1 protein-coding gene is annotated in these 25,776 nt (G+C 66.7%); it reads right to left on the reverse strand.

Annotated features, from left to right (window positions below; all coding sequences use genetic code 11):
* A complete protein-coding gene (locus AB0M22_RS38295) occupies nucleotides 1-25,755 on the reverse strand; it encodes a non-ribosomal peptide synthase/polyketide synthase (RefSeq protein WP_364737353.1) in 25,755 nt (8,584 codons plus the stop codon).
* Nucleotides 25,756-25,776: the final 21 nt, after the last annotated feature.

The following is a 25,776-nucleotide window of genomic DNA, read 5'->3' on the forward strand; positions in this document are numbered from 1 at the left end:
TCACATTTTCTTATCGTGTTCTCGGAGCAGGGTGTTCAGGGTGGGGGCGATTTGGGCGGCGGCTTCTGGGTTCATCATGCCGGTGTGCCATTCGTTGATCGGGAATTCTTGGATGGTTCCGGTGATGTGGCCTTGCCAGGTTGCGGCTAGTTGGTTTCGGTAGGGCTCGCGGGTGGCTACGAAGAGGGCTGTGTCGCCGTTGAAGTGGGGTGGGGTGTGGGGGACGGGGGTTGTGAAGCTTTCGGTTACTCGTTCTACTTGTTGGGGGGTGAGGATGCCTTCGCTGCTGAGGCGTTCGGCGAGGAGTGGGAACAGTTCTGCGGGGTCGTCGATTTGGTGGTCGTCGGTCATCCCGAGGAAATCGCGCCAGCCGCGGAGGAATTCGGTCAGTGCTCGGCGGTTTTGTGCGTCGTCGGGCTCGGTTTCGGGGGTCTGGTCGAGGTTCTCCGCGATGCCGGTGTCGACCAGGGCGAGGAGTCCGACCGGGTGGCCGAGCTGTTGGAGTCGGGCGGCCATGGCGTGGGCGATCTTGCCGCCCAGGGACCAGCCGAGGAGGTGATAGGTGGTGTCGGGGAAGGCTTTCAGTATTTCCTCGACGTAGCGCTCGGCGTAGGCGTCCACCGACTCCAACCGGGGACCGGCTTCGACGATGTAGGGATCCTGCAAGCCGTATACGGGCCGCTCGGGGTCCAGGTGGCCCGCGAGTGCGCCGTAGACCCACGCGAGGCCACCGCCTGGATGGACGCAGAACAGCGGAGTTTTGTCGCCCGCCGAACGCAGGGGCGACAGCACGCCGAGGGATACGCCCATCTCCGACTGCGGTTGTTCCAGAAATCGCGCGAGGGAGGCCGGTGTCGAGTCGGCGAAAAGCAGTCGATAAGGAACTGCTGTCCCGGTGCGGGTGCGGAGGTGGGATACCAACTTCATGGCGACCACCGAGGTTCCGCCCAAGGTGAAGAAGTCGTCGTCGACACCTACCCGCTCGACTTCGAGCACCTCCGTGAATACCGAGACCACGATTTCCTCGAGCGGCGTCGAGGGCGCTCGGTATGTCGTGACCGCCCACTCGGGGGCAGGCAGCGCACGGCGATCGACTTTTCCGCTGACGGTCAGCGGCAACGCATCGAGCACGGTGATGGTGTCGGGGACCATGTACGACGGCAACCGTTGCACGACCGTCTGCCGGATCGCTGCCGAATCGAGGACGCACGACGGCACACCGATGACATAGGCGGCCAATCGCGCACCGCCGACGGCGGAACCGGGGTCGTGGACGGTGACCACTGCCTGCTGCACCTCGGCCAAACCGACCAGCGCCATTTCGATTTCGCCGAGTTCCAGGCGTTGACCGCGAATCTTGACCTGGAAATCAGTGCGGCCCAAGAACATCAAGACCGCGTCGTCGCCGTCGGCCATCCACCGCACCAGATCTCCGGTGCGGTACATCCGCGACCCCGGCGACCCGAAAGGATCGGCCACGAACGTCGCCGCGGACAACCCCATCCGATTGAGATATCCGCGCGCCACGCCGGGTCCGGCCGCATACAACTCGCCGACCGTCCCAGCCGGAACCGGCCGCAACGACGAATCCAGCACTACCAAACGAACTCCGGGAATCGGACCGCCCACCGAGACCGGATCACCGACCTCCAGCGGCGTGCCGGTCATCCAGATCGTGCACTCACTCGGCCCGTACAGGTTGTACAGCCGGCGGACACCAGCGGCGTCCGTGCCTGCCCACCGCCGCACCAACTCCGGCGGACAGGCCTCGGCACCACTCAGGACCACTCGCAGGTCATCGAGCCCGTCGGGATCGATCGAGAGACCGACTGCCGGCGACAGGAAGGCGTGCGTGATGCGCTCACCACGCATCAACTCCGCCAACGGTTCTCCGGCGAAGACGTCGTCCGGAGCGACGATCAAGGCCGCACCGACCGGCAGCGCCAGCAGCAGCTCCAACATCGCCGCATCGAAAGTGCGTGCAGCAACAGCCAATACGCGAGAGTCGGGGCTCAGCTCAAAGCGCGAACGCTGGACCGCGGCCACGGCTGCCAATCCCGCATGGGTGACGGCCACGCCCTTCGGCGTACCGGTCGACCCCGAGGTATAGACGACATAGGCGGTATTGCGGGGCCGAACCGTCCCACCCCGGTCGCTATCGTGCACGGGCACAGCGCTGTACGAGGCAAGGTCGAGTGCATCCAGATCGATCACTTGAACTCCAGCACTGCCCAGCCCCTCGGTTACTCGCGAGGTGGTTTCACCGCAGGTGAGCACGATGGCAGTAGCACAATCGTCGAGTATGAACCGATTACGCTCGACCGGCTGCGCGGGATCGATGGACACGAACGCGGCACCGGTCTTGGCGACGGCCCACACTGCGCGCACCCACTCCTCTGACCGTGGAATCGCCATCGCGACAACGGATTCCGGTCCGGCCCCCGACTCGATCAGCATCCGCGCACACCGATTCGACCACTCATCCAGTTCCCGATAGGTCCACACGCTCCCGGATCCGACGACCGCCGGCCGGTCCTCGTGTTCGGCGGCCACTCGACCCAGCATCTCGGTCAGGGTGATCCGCTCCGGGCCGTCGCCGCCATTTCCCCACTCCGACAACGACAGTCGCTCACTCGAATCGAGCATCTCGATATCCCGCAATCCCATCGCGGGATCGGCGACCACCGCGCCGATGATTCGCTGCAACCGCCGAGTCATCCCCTCGATCGTCTCCTGATCGAAGAGATCCAGCGCATAGCTCACCCCGACCACCAGACCACCGCCTGCGTCCGGGTTATCGGACACGGTGACAGTGAGATCGAATCGCTCGACCCCACTACTGAGATCCATTGGCGTGCAACGAATCCCCGGCAGCTGCGCGGCCGACGGATCGAGGTCGAGGTTCTGGAACGCCAGCATCACCTGGAACAGCGGATGATGCGCCTGGGTCCGCGGCGGATCGACCACTTCCACCACCCGTTCGAACGGAATATCGGCGTGCGCGAACGCCTCCAGATCGACGCGGCGACACTCGTCCAGCAGATCACCGAACGAGGCGGCGTCATCGACCCGGGTCCGCAACACCAAGGTATTGACGAACATGCCGACCAGCCCGTCCAACGCCGCGGCCCCACGCCCCGCGATCGGCGTACCGACCGCGATATCGCCACTGCCGGACAACCGCGACAGCACTACCGCCAACGCCGCGTGCATCACCATGAATACGGTCGCGTGCTGCGCACGCGCGATTCGATGCAGTCCCGCCGTCGTATCCGCGTCCACCGCAAACGAATACGTGCCACCGCGATGCGAGGCAACCGCGGGCCGCGTCCGATCGGCGGGCAACTCCAGCCGATCCGGCAAGCCCGCCAACTGCCCGGACCAATACCCCGCCTGCCGCGCCGACACGCTTTCCAGGTCGGACTCCGACCCCAACACCTCACGCTGCCACAGCGTGTAATCAGCGTACTGCACCGGCAGCGCAACCCATTCGGGCGAACGCCCCGCCCGCCGCGCCGAATACGCGAGCGCCAAGTCCTGCGCCAACGGTGCCAAGGACCAACCGTCCGCCGCGATGTGATGCAGGACCAGCACGAGGATGTACTCGCCGGAACCGTTGTCCAGCAACGCACCCCGCAACGGCGGCGCGGTCGACAGATCGAACCCACGCCGCATCAGCGGCAGCACCGCGTGCTCGATCCCGGCGGCATCGACGCTCCGCACCTCGACAGTGGTGGCGGCCTCGGCCGCCGGCACGATCCGCTGGTACGGAGTCCCCTCCCGATCCGGGAAGACCGTGCGCAGGGTTTCGTGACGCACCACCAGATCACCGATGGCAGCCGTCATCGCCTCGATGTCCAGCTCGCCGGTCAACCGCAGCACGAGGGGGATGTTGTAGGCCGGTGAGTCCGGTTCGAGCCGGTTGATGAACCACATCCGCCACTGCGCGAACGACAGCGGCAGATATTCGGGTCGCTCGCGTACGACCAACCTCGACCGAACCGGGTCATCGACCGAGCGCTCGATGAGCACCAGCGCCAGCTGAGTCGCGGTCGGCGCGTCGAACACATCCCGCACGCCTACCTCGGCACCCGCCACCGCGGACACCCTGGACGCCACCCGCGTCGCCGACAACGAATGCCCGCCCAGCGCGAAGAAGTCATCGTCGACCCCGACCCGGTCCACGCCGAGCACCTCGGCGAACACCGAGACCACGATCTCCTCGAACGGCGTCGAGGCGGCCCGATACGGCACCACCAGCCACTCCGGGGCCGGCAGTGCGCGCCGATCAACCTTTCCACTCGAGGTCAGCGGCAGCTCCGTCAGCACGGTGACGGTGTCGGGGACCATGAACGACGGCAGCCGTTGCGCGATGGCTTGCCGAACGGTCACAGGGTCGGGCAGGTGTCCGACAGCCGCAGTCACGTAGGCAGCCAATCGCACTGTGCCGCTGAACTCTTGGCCGTAGTGCGTGACGACCACTGCGTCCCGCACCTCATCCAGCTGTGCCAACGCGGATTCGATCTCGCCGAGTTCGAGGCGCTGGGCCCGGATCTTGACCTGACGGTCGGCGCGGCCGGCGAACATCAATGCCGGACGCTCACCCTTGGTCCACCGCACCAGATCGCCCGTGCGATACATCCTCGACCCGGCCGGCCCGAACGGATCGGCGACAAACGATCCGGCCGTCAACGCCGCCCGGTCGAGATATCCGCGCGCTACACCAGGGCCGGCGGTATACAGCTCCCCCACCACGCCCGCGGGTACCGGACGCAGCCATGTGTCCAACACCGCCACCCGGACTCCGGGAATCGGTCGACCCAGCGAAACTGGTTCGTCCGCAAGCAGTTCGGCCGCGGTGACCCAGATCGTGGCCTCGCTCGGCCCATACAGGTTGTGCAACCGACGAACTCCGGCGGCGTCGGTACCGGCCCATTGCCGCACCAGTGCGGACGGACACGCTTCACCGGCGACCATCAACACGCGCAGATCGTTCAGCCGCTCGGCATCCAACGTGGCCGCCACGGCCGGAGTCAGACACGCATGCGTGACGCCGTCAGCCCGCATCAATTCCGTCAATGGAGCACCGGCGAAAGCGTCATTGTCAGCGACAACCAACGCCGCACCGACCGAAACGACCGACAGCAACTCGAACACGGCCGCATCGAAAGTTCGTGCGGCAACGGCCAATACGCGGGACTCGACATCGAGACCGAACTGCTGACACTGCGCGGTCGTGACCGCGGCGAGCCCTTCGTTGGTGACGGCGACACCCTTCGGCTTACCGGTCGTCCCCGAGGTGTAAACGACGTAAGCGTTATTGCTCGACCGCACGGCACCGTGTCGATCACCAGCGGTCACCGGTGCGTCGCTGTACTCGAGCAGATCGAGTCGATCCAGATCGATCAGCGGAATTCCGGCCTCGTTCAACGCTGCCGGATCCAACCCGGCTGTGCCCGTGTCGGTTCCACCATCGGCAATCACCACCGTTGCGGCGACATCGGTAAGAACGAATCGGTTCCGCTCCCACAGATGCGTCGGATCGACGGACACGAAGGCGGCACCGGTCTTCGCGACCGCCCAAACCGCCCGCACCCACGTCGCTGAACGCGGAAGCGCAATCGCTACAACCGTTTCCGGACCCGCACCCTGCTCGATCAGCATCCGCGCGCATCGATTCGACCAACGATCCAGTTCCCGATAGGTCAGGCGATGGCGCGCATCGACGACCGCCAGCCGGTCCGGGAACTCCGCAGCCACCCGGGAGAGCATCGAATCCAGTGTGATCGGTGCCGGTGCAGCACCCCCATCACCCCACTCCCGCAACGACTTCCGCTCGCCCGAATCGAGCACATCCAGCTCACGCAATCCCACCGCGGGATCGGCCACTGCCGCGACCAGGATTCGCTCGAGCCGGTGCGCCATCTCCGCGACCGTCGACCGATCGAAAAGTTCCGTGGCGTAACCGATGGTGACCGGTATATCGCCATTGAAATCCGGAATATCGGCAACGGTGATGGACAGATCGAAGCGCTCGACGCTGGCACCGAGGTTCATCGGCGTGACCCGAATCCCCGGCAGCTGCGCGGAGTCCGGATCCAGGTCGAGATTCTGGAAGGCCAGCATCACCTGGAACAGCGGATGATGCGCCTGGGTCCGGGGCAGATCGATGGCCTCCACCACACGCTCGAACGGAATGTCCGCGTTGGCAAAAGCATCGAGATCCACCTGCCGAACCTGGCCGAGCAGATCGGCGAACGAACCGGCCTCATCGATCCGCGTCCGCAATACCAACGTGTTGACGAACATGCCGACCAAGTCGTCCAAGGCCGCCGCGCCGCGCCCGGCGATCGGCGTGCCGACCGCGATGTCCCTGGCACCGGACAACCGCGACAGCAACAGTGCCACTGCCGAGTGGACGACCATGAACACCGTCGCCCCAGCGGCATTCGCCAGCTCACCGAGCTTGGCGAACAATCCGGCGTCCAGCACGAACGAATAGCTGTCGCCGGCCTGCGAGGCGATCATCGGCCGCGGACGATCGGCAGGCAACTCCAGCCGATCCGGCAGGCCCGCCAAATGCGTTGTCCAATAGTCGAGCTGACGCATCAACGTCGACTCCGGATCGGACTCCCCGCCCAGCACCGCACGCTGCCACAGCGTGTAGTCCGCGTACTGCACCGGCAACGGAACCCATTCCGGGGACCGTCCCGACCTGCGCGCCGCGTACGCGACCGACAGGTCCCGCGCGAGCGGAGCGATCGACCATCCATCCGCGGCGATGTGATGAATCACGAGCGCCAGCACGAACTCACCGGAACCGCTGTCCAGCAAGATGACTCGCAGCGGAAGGTCGGTCGCCAGGTCGAAATCCTGGCGCGTCGACTCGGCAACGACTGTGTCGAGCTGCGCCGGATCCACCGACCGCACCTCGACCGCTACCGCGGCCCGATCGGCAGGCAGCACCTGCTGGAACGGCGTCCCCTCCTCATCAGGGAATACCGTGCGCAGGCTCTCGTGCCGATCCACCACATCGCCGATCGCGGCGACCAACGCCTCGGTGTCCAACTCACCGGTCAACCGCAACACCAGTGGAATCGTGTATGCCGATGCCGCACCATGGAATTGGTTGATGAACCACATACGCAGCTGCGCGAAGGACAACGGCACCCGCTCGGGCCGCTCCCGCACGACCAACGCCGGCTGCGTCGAACCCTCGTTACCGGCATCCAGCACCCGCGCCAACCGCGCGGGAGTCGGCGCCTCGAACACATCGCGCACCCCGATCCGAACACCCACCACCCCGGACACCCGCGACGTCACGCGCATCGCCGACAGCGAATGCCCGCCCAGCGCAAAGAAATCGTCCTCCGCACCGACCTGGTCGACTCCGAGCAGCTCGGCGAACACGTCCGCCACCACCTGCTCGGTCGGCGTCGACGGCGCGCGGTAAACGCGGGTGAGCTGTTCCGGCTCCGGAAGTGCCGCACGATCCAATTTGCCGCTCACGGTGAGCGGCAGCTCGGGCAGGACCGCACACGCATCGGGCACCATATGCGCGGGCAACCGATGCCGGGCGGCGGCAAGCACCTGCTGCGGGTCGAGATCGGCGCCGACGAGATAGCCGATGAGCCGATCCGATGTCGGGTGATGCACCACGACGGCGCGGGTCACCCCGGCCTGTTCGCCGAGCACCGCCTCGATCTCACCCAGCTCGACCCGTTGCCCACGAACCTTCACCTGGAAGTCGTTGCGTCCCAAAAACTCCAAATCGCCACGCTCGTTCCAGCAGACCAGGTCGCCGGTCCGATAGAGGCGGGAACCGCTGCGCCCGAACGGATTCGCGACGAAGGATCCGGCCGTCAGCTCTGGCCGGTTCGAGTAGCCGCGCGCCTGCTGGATGCCACCGAGATACAACTCACCCCGCACGCCGACCGGCACCGGCCGCAACAACGCGTCCAGGACGACGGCCTCGATGCCGCGGATCGGCCCGCCGAGCGTCACCGGCGCGGCGGGATCCATCGCCTCGCTGATGGTGGTGACGATGACCGTCTCGGTCGGTCCGTACGCGACGTACAGTTCGCGATTCGGCGCCCAAGCCGCCACCAGCTCCGCGGGCACCCGCTCGCCACCGGTGACGAGCACCCGCAGCGACGCCAGCCCTGCGGGCGACATGGTCGCCAACACGCTTGTCGTCACGAAAGCATGCGAAACCTGCTGCTGCCGAATAATTTCCGACAGCGACCCGCCGCCGAAGATATCCGGAGGCGAGACGACCAGCGCGGCCCCGTTCGGATGTGCCATCAGCAGTTCCATCATCACCGCGTCGAAGCCCGGCGCCGAGACCGCCAATATCCGGGAGCCCGTGTCCACCCGGTACCGCTCACGCTGCTCGGCAGTGAAGTTCGCCAAGCCGGCATGGGAGACCACGACCCCCTTCGGGGTGCCGGTCGACCCGGAGGTGTAGATCACGTAAGCGGCATGGTCCGGCCGGAGCGGGCGGGCGCGGTCCACGTCGGTCACCGCGGTCGCGGAGAACTCCGCAAGGCGCGCAGGCAGATCCGGTCCGTCGAGCATCAATCGATCGATCGTGTCCGGCACCGTGCCCACCGTGGCTTCTACCGACAGGGCCAGGCGCACAGCGGAATCGGCGGTCATCGCGACGACCCGGTCCAGCGGATGGCGCGGATCGATCGGCACGAACGCCGCACCGGCCTTGGTCACCGCCCACAATCCGAGCAGGAACTCGATACCTCGGGGCATCGCCAGCGCGACCGCGTCGCCCGGCCCGGTACCGCGGCCGATCAGCAACCGCGCCAAACGGTTCGAATGGCTGTCCAGCTCACCGAAACTCAGCGTCACCGCACCCGACACCACCGCGGGTGCCGCTGGATCGATGGCGGCCCCGGCGACGAGCAGGTCCGCCAGCGGTCGCGGCGGCTCGGCCGGGCGGCCCCGCACCGGGACCAGTCGGGCCCGCTCGGCCGGCGACAACAGGTCGATCGACTCGGCGGGGACCGACGGGTCGGTGGTCATCACATCCAGCACGCGCGCGAGCCGATCGGCACAGTCCTGAACCCAGTCGTGCGCGAATACGCCTGGCTGGTACTGCAACTGAGCGCGGAACGGCTCGCCCTTGACGACCACCAATGCGAGCGGATAGTGCGCGGAATCGTTCGACCGCAGATCCTCCACGCTCATGCCATCGATAGCGGCGGCCTGGGCCGCGAGCGCCGCCTCGTCGACGGGATAGGACTCGAACACCAGAACCGTGTCGAACATGGCCGAAACATCCAGCGCGGCATGGATATCGGACAGGCCGATGTGGTGATGTCCCAGCAAGTCCGACTGTTCTGCCTGCACTCGGTTCAGCACGGCGGAGATCGGCTCACCGGAGTGGTGTCGGATCCGCACCGGGATGGTGTTGATGAACAGGCCGACGGCGGATTCGATCCCGGGCAGTTCCGCAGGTCGCCCGGACACCGTCGCGCCGAATACGACGTCGTCGCGCCCCGTGAGGTATCCCGCGACGATTCCCCACGCCACCTGGAACAGAGTGTTCACCGTGACACCGCTGGACGATGCCGCGGCGACCAGGCGGCCGGAGAGTCCTTGGCCGAAATCTATTGCGACGGAACTCATTCGCTCAGTCGAACCCTTGGCCGCCGCGTGTGGCGCCAACAGCGTCGCCTCGGCACCGTCGAGCGCGTGCCGCCAGACCCGCAGCGAGTCCTCCGGATCCTGGCGGCTCAGCCAGTCGAGGTAGGACCGATACGACCCCACCGGCTCCGCGATAGCCGCGTTCGGCGTCGCATATACCGCCAGCAGCGTTTGCAGCAGCGACGGCATCGACCAGCCGTCGAACAGCACATGGTGGTACGAGAGCAACAGCATGTACCGACCCTCGGACACCGTGATCAGGGTGAAACGCATCAGCGGAGCCGTTTCGATGTCGAACGGCTCAGCCTTGTCCCGCTCCAGCACCTCCGTCAGTGCGGATTCGGGCTCCGCACGCAGGTCGACGTCGCGCCACGGCAGCGTCACGTCATCGGCGACGATCTGCACACCTTCGCCCCCGGCGTTGGTACTGAACGCCACCCGCAGATTCGGATACCGCTCGAGCAGGAACGCGGCCGCGTGACGCAGGCGTCCGGCATCCACCGCGCCGGACAACGTGATGGCGAGTTGCACCGCGTACACGTCGACCAGGGACTCGGCCAGCTGGGCGTGGAACAGGAGCCCGGACTGCAACGGCGACAACGGCCAAACGTCGACCAGGCTCGGGTAGCGCGCCTCCCAGGTGGTGATGTCGGATTGCTTTGCTCGCACCAACGGGAAGTCGGAGGGCGTGTGCCCACCGGAGTGCGGGTGCCGAAGCCGGGCGACGACGGCGTGCAGTGCGTCGACCCAGAACTGGGCCAACTCATCGACTTCCGCCTCGTCGAGCACGTCTTCGCGGTAGCCGAAGGTGGCCGACAAGCGCCCGTCGGTGACGGCGGCCGTGAGGTCGACGACCGCGGTCGCCATGGCATGCAGGTCCTTATCGGCCATCGGAGCGCCGAGTTCATCGGTGACGCTGAACTCGGATGTGGCTGTCCCGCTAATTGATCGGTTCGGCGTCAGTTGGCCGAGGTAGTTGAAGGCGATCTGGGCGGGGAGCCCGGCAGGCAAGGCCTGCGCCGTTTCCGGGTTGAGGTAGCGCAGCAGCCCGTAGCCGATGCCGTGGTCGGGGATCGCGCGCAGGTGCTCCTTCGTGCTCTTGACCACCGTCTCGATTGCCGGACCGCCGGCGTAGGCGTCATCGAGATCGATTCCGGCCAACGGGATTCGAACCGGATACGCCGTCGTGAACCAACCAACCGTCGAGGTCAGATCCGCACCCGCGAGGACCTGCTCTTCGCGTCCGTGCCCTTCCAACCGCAACAGCGTGGAGGACTCCGGCACTCCCCTACCGGCCCGCCAGCGCATGACGGCCAAGGCCAGCGCGGCAACCATCGCGTCTTGTACGTCACCATGGAATGCCGCGGGCACCCGAGTCAGCAAGGCCTCGGTGACTTCCGGCGAAACCTGCACGCGCCGTGCGCGTATCGCACCCGCAGCGTCTCGAGCAGGCGCCCGCGCGCCGAGCAACGGGTCCGGCCCGTCGACGATCCCCTGCCACAACGGCAATTCCGCAACTCGCTGCGGCGAGCGCGCCGCCTCGACCATGCCGTGCGCCCACCGCCGCATCGAAGTCCCCACCGGCGGCATCGACACCACGCCACGCGCGCGGTACTGCTGCCATGTCGACATCAGGTCAGGCAGCATGATGCGCCACGAAACACCATCCACAACAAGGTGATGCGCGATGAAGATCAGCTGGCCTGCTTGCGCAGCATCCGCGGGCACGAACCAGAGCACCTGCAAGACAATGCCGTTGGCCGGATCGAGTCGATTCAGCGCCGCATCGACCTCCGCTGTCACGCGGCGATGACGGTGCTCCGGCTCGACATCCGAGTCGAGCACGATCGGATGCACCAGCGACTCGACGTCTACCAGCTCGCTCGGCCGCGTCTCCAACTGCCAGTCTCGGCCGTCGTGCCACAGCCGAGCCCGCAGCATGTCGTGCCGGTCGATCAACGCGGTCATGATCGCGGTCAGGCCGGCCCGATCCAACCCGACCGGTGCAGTGAGCACCAGGGTCTGATTGAACCGCTCGAACTCTCCCCGCTCGACCATCCACCGGGCGATCGGGGTCAGCGGCAACGCACCTACGCCGCCGCCGGGCAGCTCCGCCAGAACCGGTGCGGGCTCGACGGATTCGGCAACCCGCGCGAGCGCGGCGACCGTCCGGGCTTCGAATACCTGCCGCGGCGTGAACACCACACCGCGGTCCTTCGCGCGGGCGACCAACTGGATCGAGACGATGCTGTCGCCGCCCAGGGCAAAGAAGTCGTCGTCGGCCCCCACCCGGTCGAGCCCGAGGACCTGCGCGAATACCTCGGCCACGGCTTCCTCGGTGCCGGTGCCGGGCGCACGGTACGTCGTGGTCGTCCATTCAGGGTCCGGCAGCGCTCGCCGGTCCACCTTCCCGCTCGTGGTCAGCGGCAACTCGTCCAGGACGGTGATGATGTCGGGAACCATGTACGACGGCAGTCGCAGCGCCGCGACCGCGCGGATCGCAACCGGATCAAGGCGATGGTCCGGTGCCGGGGTGAGGTAAGCGGCCAGCCGCACGGTGTCGCCGTCGGACACCTGGGTGACGACGGCGCGGCGTACTTCGTCGAGTTCGGTCAGAACGGCTTCGATTTCGCCCAATTCCAGGCGTTGGCCGCGAATCTTGATCTGGGAATCAGCGCGGCCGACGACGATCAATGCCCCGCCGTCGACACCCTCCGACTGCCAGCGCACCAGGTCTCCGGTGCGGTACATGCGGGATCCGGCCGGTCCGAACGGATCGGCCACGAACGCCGCCGAGGTCGTGCCGACTCGGTTGAGGTATCCGCGGGCCAGGCCGAGACCGGCTACGTACAGCTCGCCGACCACGCCCGGTGGCACCACATTCAGCCAAGCATCCAAGACCATCGAACGGATACCAGGGATCGGACTACCGATCGACACCGTCTCTTCGGCAACCAATTTCGCGCCGGCTACCCAGATCGTGGCCTCGCTCGGCCCGTAGAGGTTGTGGACATTCCGGATCCCAGCGGCGTCGCTTCCCGACCATTGCTGCACCAGCGCAGGCGGACACGCTTCGCCGACCGCCATCAGTACGCGCAGACCATCGAGTTGGCGGGTATCGAGCGAGGCCGCAACAGCAGGCGTCAGAACCGCGTGCGTCACGCCCTCGGCGCGCATCAACTCGGTCAACGGGGACCCGGCGAAAACATCGTCGGGAGCGATGATCAGTGCGGCGCCGACCGGGACCGCCAGCAGTAGTTCGAAGAGTGCCGCATCGAAAGTGCGTGCGGCGACGGCCAATACGCGCGACTCGGAATCCGTCCGAAGGTCTCGGTGTTGCGCCGTGGTGACCGCGGAGAGCCCGGCATGGGCAACCGCCACGCCCTTCGGCGTACCGGTCGACCCTGAGGTGTAGACGATGTAGGCGGTGTTGTCCGGCCGTGTCGAGGCGAGCCGATCGGCGTCCTCGATCGGCGCAGCGTTCCAGGTGGACGGGTCGAACGCGTCCAGATCGAACACGACTGTTCCGGGTACCTCCCACTCCTCGTCTTCATCGACGGTGAGCAGTACGGCGGCCGCACAGTCGGCGAGGATGCCGCGATTGCGCTCCCGGGGCTGGGCGGGATCGATGGAGACGAACGCGGCGCCGGTCTTCGCGATCGCCCACACCGCTCGCATCCAGGAAATCGACCGGGGAATGGCGATCGCCACAACGGTTTCCGGGCCGGCGCCTTGCCCGATCAGCGCCCGCGCACAACCATTCGACCACTCGTCGAGGTCGCGATATGTCCACACTTGTCCCGCATCCACGACCGCGGGCCGCGCCCCGAATTCCGCTGCGGCGTCGGCGAATATCTCGGCCAGCCCATGCGGCTTCGGACCGAGGCCACCGTCGCTCCACTGACGCAACACCATTCGCTCGTCCGGTGCGAGCAGATCCAGACCGCGCAGGGCGATCTGCGGATCGGCCACCACGGCTTGCACGGTGCGCTGCAGACGGTGAGCGAACGCGACGATCGTCGACTGATCGAACAGGTCGAGCGCGAAGCTGATGGTGATCGGCACACCACCCGCACCGACTGCGCTGTCCGGGATGTCGGCGACGGTGATGGTGAGATCGAAGCGTTCGACTCCGATATCGAGACTCTTCAGCGGCTCGACCTCGAGCCCGGGCAGCTGTGCCAGCGCCGGGTCCAGGTCGAGGTTCTGGAAGGCCAGCAGCACCTGGAACAGCGGGTGATGCGCCTGGCTGCGGGGTGGATCGATGGCTTCGACGACTCGTTCGAACGGAATGTCGGCGTGCGCGAACGCGGCCAGGTCCACCTGGCGGCAGTGGTCGAGCAGGTCGGCGAACGAGCCGGCCTCGTCGACCCGGGTCCGCAGGACGAGCGTGTTGACGAACATGCCGATCACGCCGTCCAACGCCGACGCGCCGCGGCCCGCGATCGGTGTACCCACCGCGACATCGGCGCTGCCGGACAAGCGCGACAGCACCATCGCCAACGCGGCGTGCACCACCATGAACACGGTCACGCGATGGGTGCGCGCCACCGCACCCAGCCCGGCCACCGTCGCTTCGTCCAGGGTGAACGAATGGGTGCCGCCACGCTGCGATGCCACCACCGGTCGCGGGCGATCGGCAGGCAACTCCAAACGATTCGGCAGCCCGGCCAAATGGGCTGTCCAGTAGGCGAGTTGGCGTGCGGCCACGCTCTGCGGATCGAACTCCGCGCCGAGCACCTCGCGCTGCCACAGCGTGTAGTCGGCGTATTGCACCGGCAACGGCGACCACTGTGGCGCGCGCCCGGCCCGACGGGCGGTGTAGGCCAGCGACAGATCACGGACCAGCGGCGCGATCGACCACCCGTCGGCGACAATATGATGGAGCACCACGACCAGCTGGTGTTCGTCGGATCCACTGCTCAGCAACGCGACTCGCCACGGCGGCCGCGCGGACACATCGAAGCCCTGCCGCACGATGCTCGTCACCCGGTGCGTGAGCTCAGCCGACTCGACAGTCTCTGTTGCGACCGCCGCGGCACCCTCGATGGGCAGAATCCGTTGGCACGGTACGCCCTTCTCGTCCGGGAATATCGTGCGCAAGCTCTCGTGCCGGGCCGCGACGTCGCCGACCGCGGCGGACAACGCCGCCGAATCCAGTTGCCCGCGCAGTCGCAGCACCATGGCGATGTTGTACGCGGGCGAGTCCGGCTCGAATCGGTTGATGAACCACATCCGAGATTGCGCGAACGACAACGGGATTCGAGCAGGACGGTCCCAGGGCGCCAACACCGCGCTCGGTCGTTCGGCGGTGTTGGTGGACCGCACGGCCAGCACTCCCGCCAATCGGGCGGCCGTCGGTGCGTCGAACACGTCGCGCACTTCGACGGTGATTCCGGTGGCTGTCGCTACGCGGGATGCCACCCGGGTCGCCGACAGTGAATGGCCGCCCAGCTCGAAGAAGTTGTCGTCGGCGCCGACCCGGTCGGTGCCGAGTACCTCAGCGAATACCGAGACGACGGTCTCTTCCAACGGTGTCGACGGGGCCCGATAGGTCGAGGTGATCAACTGCGGGGCGGGCAAGGCGCGGCGGTCCACCTTGCCGTTGGGCATCAGCGGCAGCTCGTCGAGGATGACAATGGCAGCGGGAATCATGAACTCCGGCAGTCGATCTGCCGCGAACTCGCGGATCTCGGCGACCAGGTCGGCGATGCCGGGGTCGTTCACATAGGCGGCCAGCGAATCCAGCGGCCCAGCGCTCAGATAGATGTCGTCGAACACCGTGTTCTCGTCGGTACCGCGGACGAGGACTGCGTCCATCCGGCCGGCCACCGGTGACCAGGTGACCGCGACGTCGAAGCCTAGTTCCGCGCCGAGCGAACGGATCTCGTACGGGAGCACCGCCGCGGCCGGGTCGGCCAGGTCGAGATCGGTCACGCGCGTGTGCTCTGCACCGGCGTCGATGATTCGGGTGGCTGTTACGTCCAAAACCGTTCCGGCCTGTGGTATTCCGGTGATGCGCAGGCTGTCTGGTTGTTCGGCGACCAGCTGAGCGCGCAGTCCCCGCAGGTCACCGAATTCGGCCCAGGCTCGCTGCGGCAGTCCGGCGAGCGAGTGAACCGGTGCCGGGGCTTTACGCAGGACCACGTCGTAGCGGTATCGCGTCAATTCATTGTCGACCGGGGCGTACTTCAACTCGATATCCACCGCGGCCACATCGGCGACTTTGTCCCGCAATGCGAGGAAGAACTCGGGGGCGACCAGCAATTCCTGTTCGGCGATCAGCGCACGCCGCGCGCGTTCGCGCACCGCCGCCACTGTGTCCTCGTCCCCACCGCCGGCCAACTGTGTGCCGGTGGCGAACTCCCGCAGCAACGTCAGGTTGCGGATATCACCGACGAAGAACGCGCCGCCGGGCAGCAACAAGCTCATGACCTTGTCGATCACGTCGATCAGGTAGGCAGCGTTCGGGAAGTACTGCGCGACCGAGTTCACCACCACCACATCGAATCGGTCCAGCGGCAGGCCCGAGACATCGTCGGCGGACTGCACGCGTAACTGGACCCGATCCGCCCAGTCGACCGCTGATTCGATCAGCCGGGATCGGAGATTCCCGATGGTCGCCGCGGAGAAGTCGGTGCACCAGTATTCGACGCACTGCGGCGCCAGTCGCGACATCAGCAGGCCCGATCCGACACCGATTTCCAGCACCCGGGCCGGCCGCAGCTCGAGAATCCGGTCCACGACCGCGTCCCGCCACTCCCGCATCTGTTCGACGGGAATCGGCTCGCCGGTATAGCTGCTGTTCCAGCCGCCGAAATCGGCGTCCAATGCCAGGGGCTCGGCGAATTCACGGCCGTCGCCGCGGTAGCTCTCCTTGCCCGCGTACAGATTGTCGTAGACCTGTCGCCAATGGTCGACCAGGTCGGCCGCGCGGTCGCTGTCGTCGACGACGGTCGTTTCGCGATCGCGGACAACATAGGCGACCAACTGCTTGTCGACCACGGCATCCGCGATCGCGCGGGCGACGACGACCGCGCGCGAGACGGCCGGATGCGCCACCAAGGCCGCCTCGACCTCGCCCGGCTCGATCCGATAGCCGCGCACCTTGACCTGGTCGTCGGCCCGGCCCGCGAATTCGAGCACGCCGCCGCGGGTCCACCGCACCACGTCTCCGGTCCGGTACATCCGTTCGGCGACGCCGAACGGGCACGCCACGAATCGTTGCGCGGTCAGCTCGAGTCGCCCCGCGTAGCCGCGCGCCAATTGCATTCCGGCCACATACAATTCGCCCGCAACGCCCACCGGCACCGGCCGCAATCGCGAATCCAGAATGAATACCCGCACATTCGCCACCGGAGCGCCGATCGGTACTCGCTGATCGGTTGCCCACGGGTGCGAACTGAGAATCTGCTGGGTCGAAACACATACCGTGTTCTCGGTCGGCCCGTAGGCATTCGCTATATCGACACCCGGCCAGCGATCCCGGAATCGGGCTACCGCGGCCGAACTCAAGGCGTCGCCGCCCGTGACGACCTGACGTACGGGATCAGCGTCGAGTTCGGGTTCTGCGGTCGCGAGCAGTTCGAAGAGCGCGGTGGCGACGAAAATTGTGGTGATGCGATGGCGGGATATCGTGCGCATCAGTGCGGAAAGGTCGAGGCGTTCCGGGGGTGCGATGACGATCGTCGATCCGCCCAGCAAGGCCGGCCACAACTCGTACGCCGACGCGTCGAACGCCATCGAAGAATGCAACAACACCCGTTTGCCCGGACCACCGGGCCAGCCGTACACCGCCATATTCACCACACCCCGGTGTTCGACGACAACGCCCTTCGGACGCCCGGTCGAACCCGATGTATAGATCACATACGCCGCATCGGCCGGCGACAACTCCGGCAAACCGAATGACGCACCGTTGCCGAAGTCCGCGACATCCACGCATATCGACGCTCGGTCACCCAACGGCAGCCCGGCTCCGACAGACACGGTCGTCAAGACGAGCAACGGATCCGCGTCACCGAGAATGAACTCGATACGCCCGCTCGGGTACTCGGGGTCGATCGGCAAGTACGCGGCGCCGGCGACCACCACTGCCAATACCGCAGTCACCAAATCCGCTGACCGCGGCATCGCCACGGCGACGATCGAACCCCTACCAACGCCACGGCCCACCACAGCCTGCGCCAAAACATCAACGCGCACAGCCAGTTCCGCGTAGGTGATGTCGCCGTCTGCATGCGCGACCGCCACCGCATCCGGGGTGGCCGTTACCTGTCGAGCGAACAGGCGCGCCAGCGAAGTCTCGCCCGGCAGTGGCGCTGCGGTGTCGTTCCAGATCCGGAGCACCCGGTCGCGTTCCTCGGGCCCGAGTACATCCATCCGGCCGATGGGCATTCCCGGGTCCGTGGTGACGGTTTCCAGCAGCCGCAGATACCGTTCGGCGAGGTCGACCACGGTGGCGCGGTCGAACAGATCGGTGGCGTACTCGATTCGGCCCGACAGCGCGGGGGCGGCAGGGTGGTCGGCCGGATTCATCCGCTCGACCACGTCGACGTGCAGGTCGAATTTGGCGGTGCCGGTGATCGCCGGAACGATCTCGACCTCCAGCTCCGGCAGGTGCAGATCGGGTAACAGGTTGTTCTGCAACGCGAATGACACCTGGAACAGGGAGTGGTACGCCGGTGAACGGGTCGGTTGCAGCAATTCGACCAGTCGCTCGAAGGGCGCGTCCTGATTCTCGTAGGCGGTCAGGGCCTTTCGGCGGACCTGGTCGAGGACCTCCTCGAAACGGGGATTGCCGGACAGATCGACCCGCAGCACCCAGGTGTTGACGAAGAAGCCGATCAAATCGTGGGTCGCCTCTTGCGTACGTCCGGCGACCGGACCGCCGATCGAGATGTCCTCGCCCGCTCCGACCTGGGACAACAGCACGGCGAGCGTCGACTGCAACAGCATCGACACGGTCACCTGACGGTCGTGCGCAACTCGATACAGCGCCTCGCACAGCGCGGGTTCGAAGGCGAACTCGATCACGTCGCCGCGATTGCTGGCCGTCGCTGGGCGGGGGCGATCCGTCGGCAGCGTTATCGGCTGCGGGGCGTCCGCGAGTTCGTGTTCCCAATAACGGAATTGAGTTGCCAGGATGCTGTCCGGATCGGACTCGGCACCCAATGTCGCACGCTGCCACAGCGTGAAGTCCGCGTACTGCACCGGCAATGGGGCCCACTGCGGTGCCTGACCCTGTCGTCGTGCGGCATAGGCGGCCGAGAGGTCCCGCACGAACGGCGCGATCGACCAGCCGTCCGCGGCGATGTGGTGCAGTACCAACACCACGGTGTGATCGTTGAACCCGTTGTGCACCAGCGTTACTCGCAGTGGCGTCTCGGTCGAGACATCGAATCCGCGGCGCACGAGACCGGTCAGCTCATCGGGATCGGCCGTCTCGATTGTTGTCCTCGCCAGGTCGACCGGCAGGATCTGCTGGAAGGGCACCCCGTCCGCGTCCGGGAACACGGTGCGCAGGCTCTCGTGCCGCGCCACCACATCGGTCGATGCCGCGGCCAACGCCTGCTGATCCAGCGGTCCGCGCAAGCGCAGCACCATCGGGATGTTGTAGGCCGGTGAGTCCAGTTCGAATCGGTTGATGAACCACAGCCGAGACTGGGCGAACGACAGCGGCATCCGCTCGGGGCGCGCTCGAACCGTCAGTTCCGGCCGAGCCGGCCCGCGGTCTCCTCTGCGTTCGGCCAGCACCTGCGCCAGCCGGGCGGGAGTGGGGGCCTCGAACACATCCCGTACGCCCACCTCGATGCCCAGCACCGCGGTCATCCGCGAGGCCACCCGCATCGCCGACAGCGAATGTCCGCCCAGCGCAAAGAAATCGGCGTCTACGCCGACCCGATCCACCCCGAGCACCTCGGCGAACACGGTGACGACGATCTCCTCGGCCGGCGTCGACGCGGCGCGAGAGTCCGCGACGGCGAAGGTCGGCGCGGGCAGTGCGCGTCGATCCACCTTTCCGTTGGGGGTCAACGGCAGGCGGGCGAGCACGACGATCGCCGACGGAACCATATACTCCGGCAGCCGATCTGCGACGAAACGTCGGATCTCGTCGGCGAGAGCCATCTCCTCCCGCACCGCATCGGCGCGATCGAGCACGACGTAGCCGATCAGCCGCTTGTCCACCGCGGCACCAGACTCCGCTGTCGCGGCACCGATCTCACGCGCGATCACCACCGACTGCGAAACCAGCGGGTGCGCGGTCACCACGGTCTCGACCTCGCCGGGCTCGATCCGGTACCCGCGGACCTTGACCTGTTCATCGGCGCGCGTGACGAATTCCAGGACGCCGGCACGGGTCCACCGCACCACGTCACCGGTCCGGTACATGCGCTCGCCGGCGCCGAACGGACTGGCCGAGAACCGTTCCGCGGTCAGGCCCGGTCGATTCCGATAGCCGCGCGCCAGTTGCACTCCGGCGACATACAATTCGCCCGCCACACCTACCGGCACCGGGCGCAGCCGCGAATCCAGCACGTATACGCGCATATTCCCGACCGGCGCGCCGATCGGCACGCTGCCCCCACCCGTCCACTCCGGGGAATCGGGGATCTCGTAGGTGGATACGCACACGGTGTTCTCGGTCGGCCCGTAGGCGTTGACCACGCCGATGCCCGGCCACCGGGCGTGGAAGCGGTCGACCGCGACGGTCCGCAATGCGTCACCGGCCGTGACGACTCGATGTACCGAATCGAGTTGCAGCTCCGGGCCTGCGCTCGCCAATATCTCGAACAGCGGGGTCGTCACGTACAACGCCGTCACTCGATGCCGGGATATGGCCCGGCCCAGTTCCGCGATGTCCGTTCGGCCCGGCGGTGCGATGGCGATCATCGACCCGGCCAACAGTGCGGGCCACAACTCATAGGCCGACGCATCGAACGCCATGGACGAATGCAACAACACCCGTTCACCCGGACCACCGGGCCAGCCATAGGCCGCCATATTCACCACGCCGCGGTGTTCGACGACAACGCCCTTCGGACGCCCGGTCGAACCCGATGTATAGATCACATACGCCGGGTCGGCCGGCGACAACACCGGCAAGTCACCGAGCGAATCATTCTCGAGATCCGCAACATCCAGACACAACAATGCCCGCTCACCCAACGGCAGTCCCGCGCCGACCGACGCCGTCGTCAATACCAACAGTGGATCGGCATCGCCGAGGATGAACTCGATGCGACTGCTCGGGTAGTCCGGATCGATCGGCAAGTACGCACCGCCGGCGACCACCACCGCCAACACCGCGGTCACCAATTCCACGGAACGTGGCAATGCCACCGCCACCACAGAACCGCGAACGACTCCGCGCCCCACCAACCCGCGCGCCAGGACATCGACCCGCACAGCCAATTCCGCGTAGGTCAGCTGCTCGTCATCGAACTGCACCGCGACCGCGGTCGGTGCCGAAGCGACGCGCGCGCGGAATACGGCCACGATCGTGGTCTCCTGCGCGGCGGTGTCGGACCGCGAGTTCCATTGCGTCAGCAGCTGTTCGCGCTCCGCGTCGGTCAGGAGACCGATGTCGGCAATCGCCTCCGCCGGGTCAGTGCTCACGGCACGCAGAACACGGAGGTAGCGGTCGGCGATGCCGGTCACCGTGGTTCGGTCGAACAGATCGGTGGCGTATTCGATCCGGCCGATCAGCGTTGCGGGAGTTTCTGTGCTGCCCGGTATTTCGAGCACGTCGAAGTGCAGATCGGTCTTGGCACTGCCGGTGGAGCAGGCGACGAATTCGGCAGCCAGGCTGGGCAGTTCGAGTGCGGGCAGGCCGTCGTTCTGCAACTCGAGCGACACCTGGAACAACGGGTTGTAGGCCGTCGATCTGGTCGGGTTGATCAGCTCGACCAGCCGCTCGAAGGGTGCGTCCTGATTCTCGTAGGCGGTCAAGGCCTTTCGGCGGACCTGGTCGAGGACCTCCTCGAAACGCGGGTTGCCGGACAGATCCACCCGCAAGACCCAGGTATTGACGAAGAACCCGACCAGCTCCCGCAGCGCCTCGTCGGTGCGACCGGCGACCGGACCCCCGATCGAGACATCAGGGCCAGCGCCCAGCCGCGACAGCAGTACCGCGAGCGCCGCCTGCAAGACCATCGACGCGCTGACCCGGCGCTCCCGAGCGAGCCGGTACAACGCCTCGCGCAGCGGTGCGTCGACGACGAATTCGACGACGTCGCCGCGGTTGCTCACCAGCGGTGGACGCGGACGATCGGTCGGCAGCGCTATCGGTTGCGGCGCGTCGGCCAATTCGTGTTCCCAGTACCGGCATTGCGCCGCGAGCGCATTCGCGGCATCGGATTCCGCACCCAACAGTTCACGCTGCCAGAGTGCGAAATCCGGGTACTGCACCGGCAGCGGACCCCAATTCGGCTCCTGTCCCGCCAGCCGGGCCGCATAGGCCGTCGACAGATCTCGCAGCAACGGTGCCATCGACATGCCGTCCGCGGCAATGTGATGCACGACCAACACCAGGACATGCTCGGACGGGCCGGACCGGAACACGGTGGCCCGCAGCGGCATATCCACCCGCAGGTCGAACCCGCGACGGACCCGCTCTGCCACCGCATCGTTCAGTCGCGCCGGGTCGACGGCGGTCAACTCGAGCACCGGAGCGCTGTGCACCACCTCCTGATGCGGCACGCCGTCCAGCTCGGGATAGCGGGTCCGCAGCGCTTCATGGCGCGCGACGACCGCGCCGAGTGCCGCGGTCAACGCCTCGGCGTCCAGCGATCCGGCCAGACGGAAGACCAGCGGGATGTTGTAGGTCGGCGAATCAGGCTCGAAGCGGTTGATGAACCACATGCGTAATTGCGCGAACGACAACGGGATTCGCTCGGGTCGCTGGCGAACGACCAGCTTCGACCGCGCCGGACCGGTCTCGCGTGCGGTCAGCACCCGGGCGACTCCGGCGGCGGTGGGGGCGTCGAAGATGTCGCGCACGCCGACCGCACGGCCGGTCACCTCGGTCAGTCGCGTGGCCACCCGCGTCGCCGAGATCGAATGTCCGCCACGCGTGAAGAAGTCGTCGTCTACGCCGACGCGATCCACCCCGAGCACCTCGGCGAAAGCAACGGCGACAATCTCTTCGAACGGTGACGACGCGGCTCGGTACGGTGCGACCGGTCGCTGCGGTGTCGGCAGCGCACGGCGATCCACCTTCCCGCTGGAGGTCATCGGCAATTCGTCGAGCACCGTGATGGTTTCGGGGACCATGTACGACGGCAGTCGATGCGCTACAGCCTGTTTGACCGTGCTCGCGTCGATGGCGCGTCCCGGTGTGGCGGTGAGATACGCGGCCACCCAGGCCTCGCCGGTCTGGCCACCCATGGTGGTGACGATCGCCTGCTGCACCTCGGCCAGGCCGGTCAGGGCGGCTTCGATCTCGCCGAGTTCGAGGCGCTGGCCGCGGATCTTGATCTGGGAATCGGTGCGCCCGACGAAAAGCAGTGTCGCTCCGTCGGTTCCACGAGGCTCCCAGCGCACGACGTCGCCGGTGCGGTACATCCGCGCGCCCGCCGGACCGTGCGGATCGGCGACGAAGGATGCCGCGCTCAACCCGACTCGGCCGAGGTAGCCGCGGGCCACGCCGGGGCCGGATACGTACAACTCCCCCGCCACGCCGAGTGGCGTCGGCCGCAGCCACGAATCCAGAACCGCCAGGCGGACTCCCGGTATCGGCGCGCCCAGCGACACCGCGTCACCTGGTCGCAATGCCGCGCTGGTGACCCAGATCGTGGTCTCGCTCGGGCCGTACAGGTTGTACAGCCGGCGAACACCAGCCGCGTCGCTACCCGACCATTGATCTACCAGCGCAGGCGGACACGCCTCGCCGGCCACCATGAGCACGCGCAGGTCATCGAGCTGCTGAGCATCGAGTGTGGCCGCAACAGCAGGAGTCAAACACGTATGCGTCACACCCTGGGCACGCATCAACGCCGTCAACGAGTCACCGGCGAAAGCATCACGGGGAGCAGGAATCAGGGCCGCACCGACCGGTACGGCTGCCAGCAGCTCGAATACCGCAGCATCGAAGGTTCTTGCGGCAACGGCCAGCACACGAGAGTTACGGTCGAGGCGATACTGCCGGGTGAGAGTGTCCGAGACTCCGGACAGTCCGGCGTGGGTGACGGCAACACCTTTCGGTGTGCCCGTCGAACCCGAGGTGTACACGATGTAGGCGGTATTGCCGGTCCTTACCGCACCGCGTCGATCCGGATCGGTGAGCGGGGTGGCGTTGCGCTGTTCGAGGTGATCGATTTCGACCACTCGCACGTCGCCCAACTCGTTTGTGTCGGTGTCAGTTTCACTACTGGTCAGCACAATGGTGGCGCGGCAATCGGCGAGAATGAACCGATTCCGGTCGGCCGGATGGGTTGGATCGATGGTCACGAAGGCGGCACCGGTCTTGGCGACCGCCCAGACCGCCCGGATCCACGCCGCCGAGCGCGGAATCGCCACCGCGACGGTGGTTTCCGGTCCGGCACCGCGTTCGATCAACGTGCGCGCGCACCCGTTCGACCAATCATCCAACTCCCGGTACGTCCAGGTGTGTGCGACGTCGTGTACCGCGAGCCGATCGGGGTGTGCGGCCGCGGCCCGAGACAACAAGTCGGGCAACGTGACCTGCGCGGGCCCCGAACCACCGGCGGCAGCCTCCAGCAACATCCGGCGCTCGCCGGGCTCGAGCAATTCCACGGAGCGCGCCCGGATGTCGGAGTCGGTGAGCACGCTGCGCAGGAAGCTGTCCAGGAACTGCGCGAACCGCCGGTGGTGGTACGCGACCTGTTCGGAGGTGTAAACGCTTGGGTTGGCGAAGAAATCGACCCGGGTGCTTTCGCCGCCGACCGCTGGATAGACGTTCACCGAGAGGTCTGGGACCAATCCCGGGGTCAATACCTGCAACTGGCCGGTGATGTCGCCGAGGACGATCTTCGTATCGAGGATCATCAGGTCGACCATCGGCCCGGCGGCTCGCGGGAGATGCTGGGCAGCAACCGATTCCGCGTCTTCGAGCATGTCCTCGTGCCGGTAACGCTGGCCGCGCAGGACCGCCATCAGGGTGCGCTGCGTCTCCTCCAGCAGTGACCCGACGGTGCGGTCGGGTGGCACGGAAATCCGGAACGGCACGATGTTGGCGGTCATGCCGCCGGAGCGACTCATGGATGCCGTGACCCGCGCGGACACCGGCAAGCTGAGCACCACGTCGTCGGAGCCGGTCATGCGGGCCAGGTACAGGCCGAACGCGGCGAGCAGGAAGACCGACGGGCCGACCGAGCGTGTCGCGACAGCCGTGCGCAGCGCATTGTCGGTTTCTGCGGACAGCAGCGCGCTCACCGAGAGGGGGTGTTCTTCGGCGATCGCGACCCGATCGGCCAGGATGACCGGCTCGGGGAGTTCGGCCACGTACTTCGACCAGAACACCCGATCGTCGTCGAAGCGTTGCGAGGCGCGATACTGCTCGTCCGCGGCGACTATCTCGCCCAGCGATCGAATCGACTGTGCAACAGCCTCTTTACCCGCCAGCGCGGCGGTGTAGAGCTGGGCGCTGCGGGTGAGGATGTTCAGCGCTGCGATTCCGTCCAGCACGATGTGATGAGCGCGCAGGTACCAGAACCACCGTCGTTCGGCGACCTGAATGATCGCGCCCTGCACCACCGGGCCGTGCCGCAGGTCGATGGGTGCACGGTAGTCCCCGCGCATCCAATCCTGGGCCGCGGCAACCGGATCGGGCGCCGACGTGCAATCCAGTTGCCGCACGGAGCTATTGGCGGTTTCGTCCACCACCTGCCGCAGTTGTCCGTCCACCTCGAACACCCGCATGCGGCTGACCTCGAACTCGTCGAGCGCCTGCTCGAACGATCCGATCAGCCGCGCGGTGTCGAGGTCGCCGGCGAGTTCCACATACAGCGCGTTCGATACCGGTATGGCACCGGCCAACTGCTGTAACAACTGAATCGCACGCTGCGCCGCGGTCAGCGGATAGGTTGCTGGATGACCCTCACGGGCATGCAGGGGTGAACGATGGTCGGGCATCCCGCCTCCTGAAGATCCGAA

Source organism: Nocardia sp. NPDC051756 (genome assembly GCF_040681495.1).
Classification (GTDB): Bacteria; Actinomycetota; Actinomycetes; order Mycobacteriales; family Mycobacteriaceae; genus Nocardia.